Raw genomic sequence first — 14,267 nt, 5'->3', positions numbered from 1 at the left:
GACTGCCCGCACCCGCCCCGGCGGACCCCCGGATCCTCATAGAATCACCGGATGGCCTCCCCGGAACCCGGCCCCGAGACGAGCGGCCCGTCGCCGGCGTCGCTCGTACTGCGGCGCGTCTTCGGCTACGACTCGTTCCGCGCCGGCCAGCAGGACATCATCGAGCACGTCATCGCCGGTCACGACGCGCTCGTGCTCATGCCGACCGGCGGCGGGAAGTCGCTGTGCTACCAGATCCCCGCGCTCGTCCGGAAGGGCGTCGGCGTCGTGGTCTCCCCGCTGATCGCGCTCATGCAGGACCAGGTCGACGCCCTGACCGCACTGGGCGTACGGGCCGGGTTCCTCAACTCCACGCAGGACCTCGACGAGCGGCGCGTGGTCGAGGCCGCCTTCGTCGCAGGCGAGATCGACCTGCTCTATCTGGCGCCGGAACGGCTGCGGGTCGAGTCGACGCTGCGGCTGCTCGACCGCGGCACGATTTCGCTCTTCGCGATCGACGAGGCGCACTGCGTGGCGCAGTGGGGGCATGACTTCCGCCCCGACTACCTGGCCCTCTCGGAGTTGAGCGAGCGGTGGCCCGACGTGCCGCGGATCGCGCTGACGGCGACGGCCACCGAGGCCACCCACGCCGAGATCACCGCCCGGCTCGGGTTGCGGGAGGCCCGCCACTTCGTGGCCAGCTTCGACCGCCCGAACATCCAGTACCGCATCGTGGCGAAGAACGAGCCCAAGCGGCAGCTGCTGGAGTTCCTGCGGTCCGAGCACGCGGGCGACGCGGGGATCGTCTACTGCCTGTCGCGGTCCTCCGTCGAGAAGATCGCCGCGTTCCTGGTCGAGAACGGCATCGACGCCGTACCCTACCACGCGGGGCTCGACGCGCGCACCCGCGCGGCGCACCAGTCGCGTTTCCTGCGCGAGGACGGCCTGGTCGTGGTCGCCACCATCGCCTTCGGCATGGGGATCGACAAGCCCGACGTGCGTTTCGTCGCCCACTTCGACCTGCCGAAGTCCGTCGAAGGCTACTACCAGGAGACCGGCCGCGCCGGGCGCGACGGCCAGCCCTCCACCGCCTGGCTCGCCTACGGTCTCCAGGACGTCGTGCAGCAGCGCAAGATGATCGGCACCTCCGAGGGCGACGATGCCCACCGCCGCCGGCTGAGCGGCCACCTCGACGCCATGCTGGCCCTCTGCGAGACGGTGGAGTGCCGCCGGGTGCAGCTGCTCGCCTACTTCGGCCAGCGCGGTGCCCCCTGCGGCAACTGCGACACCTGCCTGTCGCCGCCGGAGTCGTGGGACGGCACGATCGCCGCCCAGAAGGTCCTGTCGACGATCTACCGGCTCGACCGCGAGCGGCGCCAGAAGTTCGGTACGGGGCAGATCGTCGACATCCTGCTCGGCAAGAAGACGCCCAAGGTCGACCAGCATGGTCACCACACCCTGACGGTGTTCGGCGTCGGCACCGAACTCCGCGACGGGGAGTGGCGAGGGGTGGTGCGCCAGCTGCTGGCGCAGGGCCTCCTGGCCGTCGAGGGCGACTACGGCACGCTGGTGCTCACCGCCGCGAGCGCCGACGTGCTCAAAGGAGAACGTCAGGTCCCGATGCGGCGTGAGCCGGAGCGGATCCGGCCCGCCAAGGCGGCCAAGGCCGCCAGATCAGGCCGGGCCGTGCCCGCCGAGCTGCCCGAAGCCGCGGTGCCGGTCTTTGAGCGGCTCCGCGCCTGGCGGGCCGCCACCGCCAAGGAGCAGGGCGTCCCCGCCTACGTCATCTTCCACGACGCGACCCTCCGCGAGATCGCCACGATGCTGCCCTCGACGCCGGCCGAGCTCGCGGCGGTGACCGGCGTCGGTGAGAACAAGCTCGCGAAGTACGGCCGGCAGGTCCTGGATGTCCTGTCGGCCTAGGCGCACGGCCCACCGGAAATTTTTTCGCCGAGATTCCGGGCCGGGATGTCGAGAATCCGGGGCGTGCTTCTACCTATCCGCGAGAGCGCCGATCGAGGGCGTGCGAGACCGAGGAGCAGACACGTGAAGTACATGCTTTTGATGCAGTTCAGCCAGGCGCAGACGGACTTCCCGCCGATCGACACCTGGCCGGCCGAGGACGTCAGGGCGCACATCGAGTTCATGGGAAGCGTCAACGAGAAGTTCATCCATGCCGGTGAACTGGTCGACGCTCAGGGGCTGGCCATGCCGGACCAGGCGAAGATCGTCCGCGGCGGCGGCGATGGGCGGGAGCCCGTGGTCAGCGACGGCCCGTTCCCCGAGACCAAGGAGTTCCTGGCCGGCTACTGGATCGTCGACTGTGAGAGTCCCGAGCGCGCCATCGAGATCGCCGCGTACGTCTCGGCGGCGCCGGGCCCCGGTGGCCGGCCGCTGAACATGCCGATCGAGGTACGACAGGTGATGTCGGCCCCGCCCGAGGAGCTGTAGCGGACTGACCGTCGCGGATCCGAGCATCGAGGACCTGCTGCGCCGGCTGGCGCCGCAGGTCCTCGGCGTGCTCGCCCGGCGCTTCGGGGACTTCGACGCCGCCGAGGACGCGGTGCAGGAGGCGTTGCTGGCCGCGACGACCCAATGGCCCGAGCAGGGGCTGCCCGGCAACCCGCGGGGATGGCTGATCCAGGTCGCCGCCCGCCGCATGACCGAACAGGTGCGAAGCGAGCAGGCGCGGCGCCGCAGGGAGGGCCTCGCGGCCCTGCGGGTGCCCTCCGACCGGCAGTCCGCGCCGCCCGCGGACAGTGAGCACGAGACGGATCGCGACGACACGCTCGCGGTGCTCTTCATGTGCTGCCACCCCGCGCTGACCCCGACGTCGGCGATCGCCCTGACCCTGCGCTCGGTCGGCGGCCTCACCACGGCCCAGATCGCCCACGCGTTCATGATGCCCGAGGCGACCATGGCCCAGCGGATCAGCCGGGCGAAGCAGCGCATCAGGACCTCCGGCGTGCCGTTCCGCCTGCCGACCCGTGAGGAGTGGCCGCACCGCCTCCACTCCGTGCTGCACGTGCTTTATCTGATCTTCAATGAGGGATATGCCAGCAGCACCGGTCCCGACCTGCAGCGCGTCGAGCTGTCCCAGGAGGCCATCCGGCTGGCCAGGGCGGTCCGCGAACTGCTCCCCGACGACTGCGAGGTCGCCGGGCTGCTGGCGCTCATGCTGCTCACCGACGCCCGGCGCCCCGCCCGGACCGGCCCGGGTGGGGAGGTCGTCCCGCTGGCGGAGCAGGATCGTGGCCGCTGGGACGGCACGGCCATCGCCGAAGGCGTCGCGCTCATCACCGACACGTTGGCCAAGGGCGCCGTCGGTCCCTACCAGCTCCAGGCGGCGATCGCGGCCGTCCACGACGAGGCGGAACGGGTCGAGGACACCGACTGGCCGCAGATCCTCGCGCTGTACGGCCTGCTGGAGCGCATGTCCGACAACCCCATGATCTCGCTCAACCGCGCCGTCGCCGCCGCGATGGTCCACGGCCCGGCCACCGGTCTGGAGATGCTCCAGGCGCTCGACGCCGACGGGCGCCTGGCCGGGCATCACCGCCTGCATGCGGCCCGGGCCCACCTGCTCGAGATGGCCGGCGAACGGTCGGCGGCCGCCGAGAGCTACCGCCTGGCGGCCAACCTCACCACCAGCGTGCCGGAGCGGCACTACCTCACCACCCGCGCCGCCCGGCTCACCGCGTCCGGCCGGCAGCCGCCGCCGTAAGGTCGGGCGTTGCCGGATCCAGTGCCGGGTTCGGTCATCGCGTCGTGGATCCAGCCGCGGCGGCATGTTCGCCGGCGCGGTGGCGCGCCACCGGATCCCCGGTGGCGGTCAACCGTCCTCAACGGCGGCGAGATAGCCGGCCAGGTAGGCGCCGGCGACCTGGCCGACCAGCGCGTCGTCCGGCAGGAACCGGGCGTGGTGCAGGCCGGGGGAGTCGGGTGAGGTGTCCTCGGCCGTGCCGACGAACATCATGAGTCCCCTGGACATCTCGCAGTAGTGCGAGAAGTCGTCGGAGCCGTAGGAGCGGAAGCCGGTGTCGGCGGCGGCGCCCAGGTCGGTCAGCCACCGCGCCGCCCGGCCCGCGAGCGCGGGGTCGTTGTGCAGGACGGGCTGCAGCGGGTGAATCCGTACGTCTCCCTCACAGCCGTGCGCCGCGGCGGTGTGCGTGACGATCTCGCGGATCAGGTCGGCCGCCACCGCACGGTCCTGGTTGCGCATCACCCGGATGTTGCCGCGCGCCGTGGCCGTCCGGGGGATGACGTTGGGGGCGCTGCCCGCCGTGACCTGTCCCACGGAGCAGACCGCCCCGAGTACCGGGTCGAAGCGCCGGCTGGCCACCTGCTGCAGGCTCACCACCACCTGGCACAGCGCGAGGACCGGGTCGCGCGTCACATGCGGGTAGCCGCCGTGCCCGCCGTGGCCCGCGATGGTGATCTCGAACTCGTCGGCCGCCGCGTTGACCGACCCCGGCGTGGCCGACACGACCCCGTGCGCGAGCCGCGGCTGGACGTGCGCCCCGATGACGGCCGGCGCGTCGTCGAGCACACCGGAGGCGACGACGTCCTCGGCGCCCGACGGTGCGGTTTCCTCACGCGGTTGCAGGAGCGCGAGGATCGGGACCGCGATGCCGATCCTCGCGGCCGCCCTGCAGACCGCGACCAGCCCGGCCATGTGCACGTCGTGCCCGCACGCGTGCATCACGCCCGATCTGGCCGCCCAGTCCACCTCGGTCTGCTCGATGATCGGCAGCGCGTCGAGCTCGGCGCGGAGCACCACCGGCGGGCCCTCGCCGCCGATCCGGACGATTCGCCCGGTGCCCGCGACCGCCGTCCCGTCGCCGGCGTCGAGAGCGTGGACCACCGCATTGGCGGTGTCGTGTTCGTCTCCGGACACGCGGGGGTCGGCGTGCAGCCGGTGGCGCAACGCGACCGCGGCCGGGAGTTCGTCGGCGATCGCGGCACGGAACTTCTCGATCCACGCGTCCCGCGTTCGCCTCGGCGCGGAACCCGCCTGTCCCGCGTCCCCGAGCGACGACCCCATGCACACCTCTCGCAGTCCATGCCGGGGCGTGCGCCGCACGGCGTTCAGGACACAAAGTAACCCATCCGCGGCTCACCCGATGCCGGCTCGACCGCGGCCCACCTGGGCTTTACCGTCGACTCCGCCCCGGATCCGTTGATCCGGCCGGGGTCAGACGGGAGAGTCGAGGAGTTCCTCGATGCCGGCCAGTACGCCGGTGGTGAAGACATCGAGATCCGGCATCGAGTCGAAGTCCGCGGTGACGCCGAAGTAGAGCCGCCCGAGATAGGAGAAGATCCCTACCGAGACCGCGACGCCGGCGGCGATGGGGACGTACGGGTAGAGCTGGACGACCTTGCGGCCCATCACGTACAGCGGGAAGGGCGGGCCGGGCACGTTCGTGGACACCACCTGGAACAGCGGTCGCGCGGCGGCGAGCACTGCGCGCGAGGCAAGCGACAGCAGCGTGGGCGCGTAGCCGGCCAGCCGGACCAGCGCGTCGGCGCCCACGGCCTGGTGGGTTCCCTTGAGGCCTTCCATCTGTTCGCGGATCAGCCGCAACCGCTCCACCGGGTCGGGCTCGCCGCACGGCAGGGTGACGATCACCCCGGACACCCGGTTGCTCAGCATCGCGTGCTCGTCGTCCCCGCGCACCGAGACGGGGACCAGGGAGCGCACCCGGGTCCGCGCGGTCAGTTCGCCGCGCGCTTCGAGCAGATCGCACAGGCCCCGCGTGACGGCGGCGAGCAGCACGTCGTTGACCGTGCCGCCGAGCGCCTTGCGGATCGCCTTGACCTTGTCGAGGTCGGCCTCCATCCAGGACCACCGCCGATGCGGGCCGGCCGCGCCCGTCAACGACCGCGCGGTGGGCTCGGAGGCCCGCCGCAGGCTGCCGGGCAGGCCGCCCACGAAGTCCATGACACCCCGGATGTCGCTGATCCGCTGGGCGAGCGCCGCCGAGCCGGTCCACCGCCCCACCGGTTCGGCCACCGCGTCGCACAGGCCGCGGAGCACCAGCGAGGTCGTGGACGGTGCCGGCTCCACGTCCCATGGCTCGGGTCGCGCGGGCGGTTCGGCGTCCGGGGTGAGGTCGAGCAGATGAGTCATCAGATCACCGGCGCCGACCCCGTCCACCACGCAGTGGTGCACCTTGGCGATCAGCGCCCAGCGGCCTCCCTCGAGTCCTTCGACCAGCCACACCTCCCACAGGGGCTTGCTGAGGTCGAGGCGCTGCGCGAGCACCCGGCCGGCGAGGTTGCGGAGCTCCTCGGCGCCGCCCGGCGCCGGCACGGCGGTGTGCCTGACGTGGTAGAGGATCTGGAAGTGCGGGTCGTCGACCCAGACCGGCCGGCCGACGTTGAGCGGCACGGTACGGACCCGCTGCCGGTACCGGGGCACCCTCGCGAGCTTGCCGAGGATCATCCGGATGAGGTCGCCGTAGGCGGGGGCAGGCCCTTCGAACACCGTCACCGAGCCGATGTGCAGGGGGGTGTCCTCCCGTTCGGCGAAGAGGAATCCGGCGTCGAGCGCGTTCATGCGTTCCATGTCGCCTCCCGATCCGCTCCCGCCGGCCCCTCCATGGCACCGCTTCGCGACCGGTGCCGGCAAGGGACCGATGTCCCGCCGCCGGGGACGTACGGCCCTACGAACCGGTCTTCGTGACCGGATGTCCTGAAGGGACGCCACCGCGCCGGTTCGCCGGCCGTCGCGCCGGTCGCACAGGCACGGGTCCGAGGAGGGGGCATGAGCCGGCATTCGCACGTGGTCGTCGGCTATGACGGGTCGAGAGCGGGCGATCAGATCGTCCGCTGGGCCGTCACCGAGGCGAAGCTGCGCCGGATCGGGGTCACCGTCTGCCACGCGTGGCAATGGGAGCGCCCCATGACGAAGCTCTATCCGGGCTGGCCGGCGACCGTCGAGCGCATGGCCGAGCACGTGCTCGACCATGGCGTCTTCATCGCGCGGACCAGCGCGCCCACCGTGCCGGTGAGGAAGGCCCTGCTGCCCGGCCCGCCGTCCTCGGCCCTGTTGCACCTCGCCGACGACGCCGAGCTGATCGTGGTCGGCTCTCACGGCGGCGGGGAGCTGCACTGGGGGTCCATCGCCGTGCGTACGGCCGCGAGGGCGAGCTGCCCGGTCGTCGTGATCCGCGGCGTGGAGCCCGCGGACCGCCGGATCATCGTGGGGGTGGACGGATCGGCCGCGAGCGACGCGGCTCTGGCGTTCGCGTTCGAGGAGGCGGCCCTGAAGGGCTGGTACCTGCACGCTGTGCACTGCTTCGGCGATCCCGATCGGCCACCGGAGATCGACCCCGAGATTCTCAGGCAGCGGGCCGGGGTGATGCTGGAGAGGGCCGTGGCCCCTTGGCGGGACAAGTACCCGCAGGTGTCCGCCTGGACGCACCTGGTGCCGGAGCCGCCACGCGGCGCGCTCACCGAGGCGGCCGTCGGCGCCGAGATGCTGGTGGTCGGCGATCATGGAAACGGGGGCCCCTCGCCGCTGACGCTGGGTGCGGTGAGCCGGGAGTTGCTGCTCCACGCGCCGTGCTCGGTGACCGTGGCGCACCCCTTGTGGTTCTCCGGCGGCGAGGAGCACCACGATCGGGCGGGCCGGGCCCGGGGGGAGCCGGCCCGGCCGGCGCGCTTCGACCGCATGAGCCCGGGCCGTGGTGTCGGGCCGAGCCGAGGGGCAGGGCGGCGGCGGCCGTCGTGACCCGGAGTGCGGGATCGGAGCGGACACCGATCAAGGTCGCGGTCGCCGGCGACACGATGCTCGGGCGCAAGGTCGCCGACCGCCTCGCCACGGTGGAGCCCCCGGACCTGTTCTCCGGTGAGCTGAGAGAGATCGTCGCCACGGCCGACCTCGTCGTGCTCAATCTGGAGTGCTGCGTGTCGGAGCGGGGCAGGCCCTGGGAATCGCCGGGCAAGCTCTTCCATTTCCGGGCGCCGCCCCGGGCGGTCGAGACGCTCGCCGCACTGGGTGTGGACTGCGTGACCCTCGCCAACAACCACGCTCTCGACTTCGGCTATGAGGCGCTGGCCGACACGCGCGAGCATCTCGCCGGCGCGGGCATCCGCGCCGTGGGAGCCGGCGCGGACCGGGCCGAGGCGCGCGCGTCCGCCGTCCTGCGGGTCCGGGACACACGGCTGGCCGTGCTGGGGGTGACCGACCACCCCGCGGACTTCGCCGCCGCCTCCGATCGCCCCGGCGTCGCCTATGCCGATCTGCGGCACGGGGTTCCGGACTGGCTCGTCGACGAGGTGAGGCGGCTGCGGCGTGACGCCGGCACCGTCCTCGTCACGCCGCACTGGGGGCCCAACATGACCACCGAGCCGCCGGCCTACGTCCGGGAGGCGGCCCGCGTCCTGGTGGCGGCGGGGGCCGCCCTGGTGGCCGGCCACTCCGCGCACGTCTTCCACGGCGTGGACTGGCCCGTCGTGTACGACGCCGGCGACTTCATCGACGACTACGCGGTCGACCCCTGGAGGCGCAACGACCTGGGACTGCTGTTCATCGTGACGCTGGACGACCGGGGGCCCCAGCTGATCGAGGCGGTCCCGCTGGCCCTGGACTACTGCCGTACGCGGCTCGCGGAGGGTGCCGAGCGGGACTGGATCAGGCGTCGCTTCACCGCCGCGTGTGGCGCCTTCGGCGCGACCGTGCGCGCGGAGGACGGCCGGCTGGCCGTGGCGGCCCCCAGATCGGCCTGACGATGAAACGTGCAGGGCAAAGGCCCAGAGGTCCCTAGATATGGGGACCAGTGCCCCTCAGGGGGTGACGTCCCCGCGACGGAAGATCGAGGTGGGACCGACGCGCGAGGGGGCGCCATGGAGAGCAAACAGTGGGCCGTCCAGGTCTACATCAGTGAGGATCGCGACGACACGGTCGCGCGCGCCGTCCTCCTCAGGGACGGCATGAGGATCAGCGGGGTCGGTCGGGCCCGGCGGAACCCCGGCGACCGCCCCATTCCGGAGATCGGCGACGAGCTGGCCGCCAGCAGGGCCCTGGCGGATCTCGCCGATCGCCTGCGGACGGTGGCCGCCGACGACATCGCCCAGTTGGCCGGCCCGGCGTAGGAGCGAGCCGCCGGCCCGCCGCCGCCCCACCGGCGGACCGGTTGTGCCGAAGGCCGTGCCGACAGGGGCGGCCGTGCTGTCCGAAGCCCGCTCATCGAAGGGAGGTCCGATGCCCGATCCGACGTTCGCCCCTGTGGTCGTCGGCACCGACGGCTCGCCGCCGGCCGACCGGGCGGTCACATGGGCGGCCGAAGAGGCGATGCGGCATCGACGGCCCCTGCGCATCGTTCACGTCATCGAGCGCTGGGTGCACGACATTCCGCTCTTCCCGCCACCCGGCATGCGCGAGTCGCTGTCCGAGCGGGGGCTGCGGCTGCTGGCCGACGCGAAGGCCCTGGCGCGCGAGCGCGGGCCCGCGGAGGTGACGACCGAGCTCGCGCAGGATTCCACCGCGCACGCGCTCTGCGACCTGTCCAGGCAGGCGTACGAGTTGGTGCTGGGCCATCGGGGCCTGGGCGGGTTCACCAGCCTGCTCCTCGGGTCGACGGGGCTGCGCGTCGCCGGATGCGCGGCCGGCCCCGTCGTGATCGTCCGCGGCGACGGCGGCAGGGTCAACGGCGAGGTGGTCGTCGGGCTGGACCTGCCGGACGATCCGTCCGCGGCCCTCGAGTACGCCTTCGACGCGGCCAACGTGCGGTCCGCCCGGCTCCGGGTGCTCCACGCCTGGCAGTTGTCGGCGCCGCTGATCGCGGCGGAGTACCCCTTCGATCTCACGGAGATCGAGCAGGACAACTGCTGGAACGTGGCCCAGGCACTCGCTCCGTGGCGGAAGCGGCACCCCGATGTGGAGATCGTCGAGGACGTGGTGCGGGATCATCCCGTCTCGGCGTTGGTCGACGCCTCCGGCCGGGCCGACCTGGTCGTCGTCGGGGCGCGAGGCCATATCGGCCTCGGCTCGATCCGGCTCGGCTCGGTGGGCCACGGGATCATCCACCACTCGCACTGCCCGGTCGCCGTCGTACGCCCCCGCGACTGAGGGGGACTCGCCGGAGTCCAGAGCCGTCCGGCCGCGCGCTACGCGCCGGAGGGCGGCTCGGGCGGCTCGGGAGCGGTCATGACGGCGCGCCCGAACGGGCCGCGGCCCAGCCGGTCGGCCATCGCCGTGACCAGGTCCCGCCGCGGATCCGCGGTGCGACCCGGCTCGCCGCGGTCCCTCAGCGGCCGCAGTGCCCTGTCGTAGGCGTCCCGATAACGGCTCTCCCAGAGCCCCTCGGCGCGAAGCCGCTCGGCCTCCGTCCGAACGGCCGGCTGCGGGGACGCCCGGTCCGCCTCGCCGCCGGGCGCCGGCATCGCCTCGGCGGCCGCGTCGAGGTCGCCGTCCGGTGACTCGTCGGCGATGCCGAGCAGGGTCAGCGCGCGAACGTGGACCTCGAGCGGCTCAGGCACGCCCGCGGGAGGCCGCCGCTCGTCCCCGATGAGAACCCACCCGCGAGCCCGGACCGCGCCGATGAGGAACTCTCCATCGGAGATCCGCCCGGCGTCGGCCACGAGCAGCGTGTCGAACCGGGTGCCGGCCACGGTGGGACAGGCGGCGATTCCGAGCGCCGTCCCGCACACCACGTCAGCGGTCGCGAGCATGATCTCGCCCAGCGCGTCGAGCGGATCGGGGCCGGCCGGAACCGGCGCCACCGCCGCGGACGGCTGGTCCTCGGTCGGCTCCCCGGCGGCCTCCGCCGATCCCGCCTCGATGGCGCCCACGGCGCCGGTGAGGTCCACGGGTCCGCCGTCGACCGGATCGCCGTCGAGCGCGCCGGTGGCAAGGGGGGCGGAGCCCGTGCCGAACGGGTCGGCGGAGCCCACGCCGGCGGCGGGATCCCCGAGCAGCTCCGCCCACGTGGAGATTCGCTCGATTCGCGCCATGGTCTGATTCCGGTGGTCGGCGAGGACGTCCTCTCCGGCGCTCACCGGATCGGTCCCGCAGATCTCCGCCACGTGGCCGCGCGAGCCGGCCGCCGCTTCGGCCGCCGCCTCGATCTCCGCCAGACCGTCGGCGAGCTCGACCGCGCCCTCCTCGCGGCGGCGCCGCAGCTCGGCCTCAGACTCGCCGAGCCGCCGCTTGGCGGTCTCGGCCTCGGCGACGGCCCGATCCGTCGCTGCCGCGGCCTCCTCACGCGCGCGCCGGGCCTCGGCGAGCCGTTCCTCGGCCTGTTCGCCTACGGCGCGGGCCCCGGCGGCCGCCGCACCCGTCTCGGTGGCCCGTTCAACGGCCTCCCCGACCCGCTCGGCGTGCTCACGGTGCTCGGCCTCGGCACCGTCCCGCTCGGCGGACACACGTGCGATGTCCGCGCTGAGGCGGGCCTGCTCCTGCCGCACGGCCGCCAACTGGTCAGCGCCACCGGCCAGGAAGGTCGCGAGCCCGTCGCGGTGCCGCTCCGCCTTGTCGAGCGCCTCACTGGTCTGCCTGGCGTGGGCCGCGGCCTCCTCGGCCTCCTTCTTGTGCCTGGAGAGCTCGCGGCGCAGCCGCGCCATGCCAGGCTCGGACGGGACGATGCGCATTCGCTGGGCGAGGCTCAGCTTGCGGCGTTCCGCGGCGAGCGCCGACTCGGCGGCCGCCATCCGGTAGTAGCACGCGTGCCCCACTGCGGCGGCCTGCGTCGCCGCGGCGGTGAACCGCTCGACGTCGGCGTCCGCCTCCGGGAGCGCGTCCTCGGCGCGGGCGAGCTCCTCGATGAGGGACCGTTCGCGCTGCCGCGCCGCGTCGAACTCCTCGACGCACCGGGCATGCCGCTCGGACAGCTCCCTATGGCGTTCCGCGGCCGACTCGGCACCGCGAGTGCGCTCTTCGGCGACGTGTGCCGCGGCGTCGGCGACGCCTTGCAGGCGCTCCCACTCGGTGCGGGTCCGCGTGGCCTCGGCGGCGGCCCGGCTCTCGTGCTCCACCAGGCTCTCGCCGGCCTCGCGGGCCGCCAGGACCTCCTGCTCGGCCGCCGCTACCACGGCGTTCCGCTCGCGAATCCGCGCGGTGAGCTCTTCCTCGTTCTCGGACACCAGTCCCGAGCGCCGTTCGTGCTCGGCCCGGACGGCCGCCAGCGCCGCCAGGTCGCGCGGCCACTGCTCCAGCCACATCAGGTCACGGCGCAGCCGCTGACGCTCGGCCTCCCAGGCTCGCTGGTAGGAGGTGCCCACCGCGCGCACCACGCCGCCGTGGATCCGGTCCTCGGGCCAGGACGGTTCGCCCGCCGGGGAGACGCGGGGCTCGATCCGCACCGCGAAGACCCCCTCGTCGACGCCGATGCCGGCCAGGAAACCGTCCATGGCGTCGGCGGTGGGCACCAGCAGCAGGGTGCGGGCACCGCCGGCGGACCGCCGCCGTACGAACTCCGCGATGACCGCCGCGTCCGCGCCGGTCCCCAGAGATCGGATCAGGTGTACGCGTCCGGCCTCGGCGGCCTGCTCCGCCACCTGCGCGATCTCCAGCCCGCCGGCGGGGAGAGCCGGCCGCGCGGGGGGCGTGGCAGGCGTTTCCACCGGCGCGGGGGAGGACACGGGAGCCGGGAGGGCCGTCTCTGAGAGGTCCGCAGTGCCTACGGGGTCGATGTGCGCTAGTGCCGTTTCGGGTGGTTCGGGGGCGGCCGGTGGGGTCTGGCCGGGGTCGGGCAGGATGGGGAGCGCCATGGTCTCGGCGGGAGTCGCCTCGTCGGGCGTGACCTCAACAGGTGCGGCCGATGCCGTATCGACCGGGTCCGGAAGCACCGGGAGGGCCATGGTCTCCGCGGGATCGTTGCCGGCCGGGGTCGCGTCGGCGGGTTCCGGGTCCTGGACGGCACCACCCAGGTCGAGGGCGGGCCCAGGCCGGTCCTCCTCCGGCAGCGCGGCCGGATCGACAAGCAGCCGGGCGAGCGCCTCCAGGTCTCCGGAGACGCGTCCCTCCGAGAGAGCGGCCAGCGCCTCGAGGTGCGGCCGCCAGCCGATCGGCTCAGGGTCTTGTGGCACGCCCTCCCGCAACCGGCCGTCGAAGAGCCGGTAGAGCGCCGTCAGGGGCGCGTAGGCCGTTACCGTCCGCTCATGGAATGAGCCGTCCGCCGGTGCAACTGGGCCCTCCCGCGTGGTCCGCTCATCGGTCGCTCGGTCCGGTGCCTCCGAGCTGTCCGGCGTCTCCATGCCACCCGCAATCGGCTGTGGTCGTTTCGTCGTCCATGGACAGAACGGGAGGATAGTCCGGTGAGAGGCGGTGTGTCGCCCGGGACCCGCCGGGGACGCCGTCCCCGCGCCGCCCTGGAACACCCGAAGATCCGGGCGGACGGCAACCAGGTCGTGCCTCGACGCGGCAAGGCACGGCACTTCAATGACGATCAAGGATCGCAGCACCCCTGGCTACGCCGATCCTTGATCAACTGCGCGGCCGGGCGGACCGGCCGGCGGAACCTGACGCGGTGTGGACGGAGGCGGTGAGGCGTCAGCCGGTGTGCCTCGTCGCCTCTCGCGGCCTCTTGCGCAGGATGAGCACGAGATTCCAGGTCACGACCTCGCGGATCCCCGGGATCCGGGTGACGCCCCTGGCCCAGCGCGGGTGATAGCGCGGCAGGGCGTCGAGCACCTCGACGTCGGCCCGCCCCCGGGCCCAGCCCAGCGTGGCCGAGACCGAGACGGGGTAGAGGCTGGTCCCGTGCAGGTTCTTGGGCGGCCGTCCGTGCTTGCGCTCGTAGCGGCGGGCGGCGCGGTCGCCGCCGAGGTAGTGCCACGGCGAGGTCTCGTGCCCGCCCCACGGTGACAGCCAGTTGGTGAACGACAGGTAGACGATGCCGCCGGGCCGGGTCACCCGCACCATCTCACCGGCCATGCGCCACGGCTCGGGCACGTGCTCCAGCACGTTGGACGAGAAGCAGACGTCCGCCCCGTCGGTCCGGAAGGGCAGTTGCAGCGCGCTGCCGAGAACGCTGTCGCCCGGTGCCCGGCCGAAGGCGGTCATCTCGCCGGCGTCGACCTCGACGCCGGCGCAGCGGGCGCCCGCTGCGCGGAGTTCACGGGTGAAGAATCCGGATCCGCTTCCCACGTCGATGACCGTCGCGCCGTCCAGACGGGTGTAGGAGCGGAGCTGCGCCACCGTGTCGCGGGCCATGAGCCCGTAGAAGTGCTCCGGATCGGTCTGTTCGGTGCGGAAGGCCTTGAGCAGCCGTACGGACCGGGCGAGCGTCGCTCGGTGCGGCGCGTCCATCTCGGCCTCCTGATGACCTGGTGTTCTGCGCGCG

11 protein-coding genes are annotated in these 14,267 nt (G+C 73.2%); 7 read left to right on the top strand and 4 right to left on the bottom strand.

Annotation, left to right across the window (positions count from 1 at the left end):
* Positions 1-51 precede the first annotated feature (51 nt).
* The 3 genes from recQ (at position 52) to HKK74_RS30355 (ending at position 3,703) form a co-directional block, all read left to right on the top strand.
* On the top strand, positions 52-1,902 hold the full coding sequence (gene recQ, locus HKK74_RS30365) for a DNA helicase RecQ (protein WP_187246816.1): 1,851 nt from the start codon (positions 52-54) through the stop codon (positions 1,900-1,902).
* 132 nt (positions 1,903-2,034) lie between these two features.
* Complete coding sequence (locus HKK74_RS30360) at positions 2,035-2,430, top strand: YciI family protein (RefSeq protein ID WP_187246846.1); 396 nt, start codon at positions 2,035-2,037, stop codon at positions 2,428-2,430.
* A gap of 4 nt (positions 2,431-2,434) precedes the next feature.
* Positions 2,435-3,703: an RNA polymerase sigma factor gene (locus HKK74_RS30355; RefSeq protein ID WP_187246845.1), complete on the top strand. Its 1,269-nt coding sequence runs from the start codon at positions 2,435-2,437 to the stop codon at positions 3,701-3,703.
* A 108-nt stretch (positions 3,704-3,811) separates the two neighbouring features.
* On the opposite strand, the gene HKK74_RS30350 is transcribed toward HKK74_RS30355, so the two are convergent.
* Positions 3,812-5,023, bottom strand: coding sequence for a M20 metallopeptidase family protein (locus HKK74_RS30350; protein WP_187246815.1), 1,212 nt, complete (start codon positions 5,021-5,023; stop codon positions 3,812-3,814).
* 150 nt (positions 5,024-5,173) lie between these two features.
* Complete coding sequence (locus HKK74_RS30345; protein ID WP_187246814.1) at positions 5,174-6,547, bottom strand: WS/DGAT/MGAT family O-acyltransferase; 1,374 nt, start codon at positions 6,545-6,547, stop codon at positions 5,174-5,176.
* 198 nt (positions 6,548-6,745) lie between these two features.
* On the opposite strand from HKK74_RS30345, the gene HKK74_RS30340 reads away from it, so the two are divergent.
* The 4 genes from HKK74_RS30340 to HKK74_RS30325 all read left to right on the top strand — a co-directional run bounded on the left by HKK74_RS30340 (position 6,746) and on the right by HKK74_RS30325 (position 10,054).
* Positions 6,746-7,714 carry a universal stress protein gene (locus HKK74_RS30340; RefSeq protein ID WP_187246813.1) on the top strand — a complete coding sequence of 323 codons (969 nt, stop codon included), beginning with the start codon at positions 6,746-6,748 and terminating at the stop codon, positions 7,712-7,714.
* Positions 7,711-8,712: a CapA family protein gene (locus tag HKK74_RS30335; protein ID WP_312881940.1), complete on the top strand. Its 1,002-nt coding sequence runs from the start codon at positions 7,711-7,713 to the stop codon at positions 8,710-8,712. Before HKK74_RS30340 ends, HKK74_RS30335 begins: the two co-directional genes overlap by 4 nt.
* 117 nt (positions 8,713-8,829) lie before the next feature.
* A complete protein-coding gene (locus HKK74_RS30330) occupies positions 8,830-9,078 on the top strand; it encodes a DUF1876 domain-containing protein (protein WP_187246812.1) in 249 nt (82 codons plus the stop codon).
* Between the two features lie 109 nt (positions 9,079-9,187).
* Positions 9,188-10,054, top strand: a complete 867-nt coding sequence (locus tag HKK74_RS30325; protein WP_187246811.1) for a universal stress protein — start codon at positions 9,188-9,190, stop codon at positions 10,052-10,054.
* Positions 10,055-10,092: 38 nt separating this feature from the next.
* Here HKK74_RS30325 and HKK74_RS30320 read toward each other — a convergent pair whose 3' ends face one another.
* On the bottom strand, positions 10,093-13,179 hold the full coding sequence (locus HKK74_RS30320; RefSeq protein WP_187246810.1) for a hypothetical protein: 3,087 nt from the start codon (positions 13,177-13,179) through the stop codon (positions 10,093-10,095).
* A 295-nt stretch (positions 13,180-13,474) separates the two neighbouring features.
* Complete coding sequence (locus HKK74_RS30315; RefSeq protein WP_187246809.1) at positions 13,475-14,233, bottom strand: class I SAM-dependent methyltransferase; 759 nt, start codon at positions 14,231-14,233, stop codon at positions 13,475-13,477.
* Between the last annotated feature and the right edge of the window lie 34 nt (positions 14,234-14,267).

Origin of the sequence: Actinomadura alba (assembly GCF_014323705.1) — a bacterium.
Classification (GTDB): domain Bacteria; phylum Actinomycetota; class Actinomycetes; order Streptosporangiales; family Streptosporangiaceae; genus Actinomadura_C; species Actinomadura_C alba.
The sequence above is the reverse complement of the archived record's forward strand: the minus strand, read 5'-3'. Positions and strand labels throughout refer to the sequence as shown.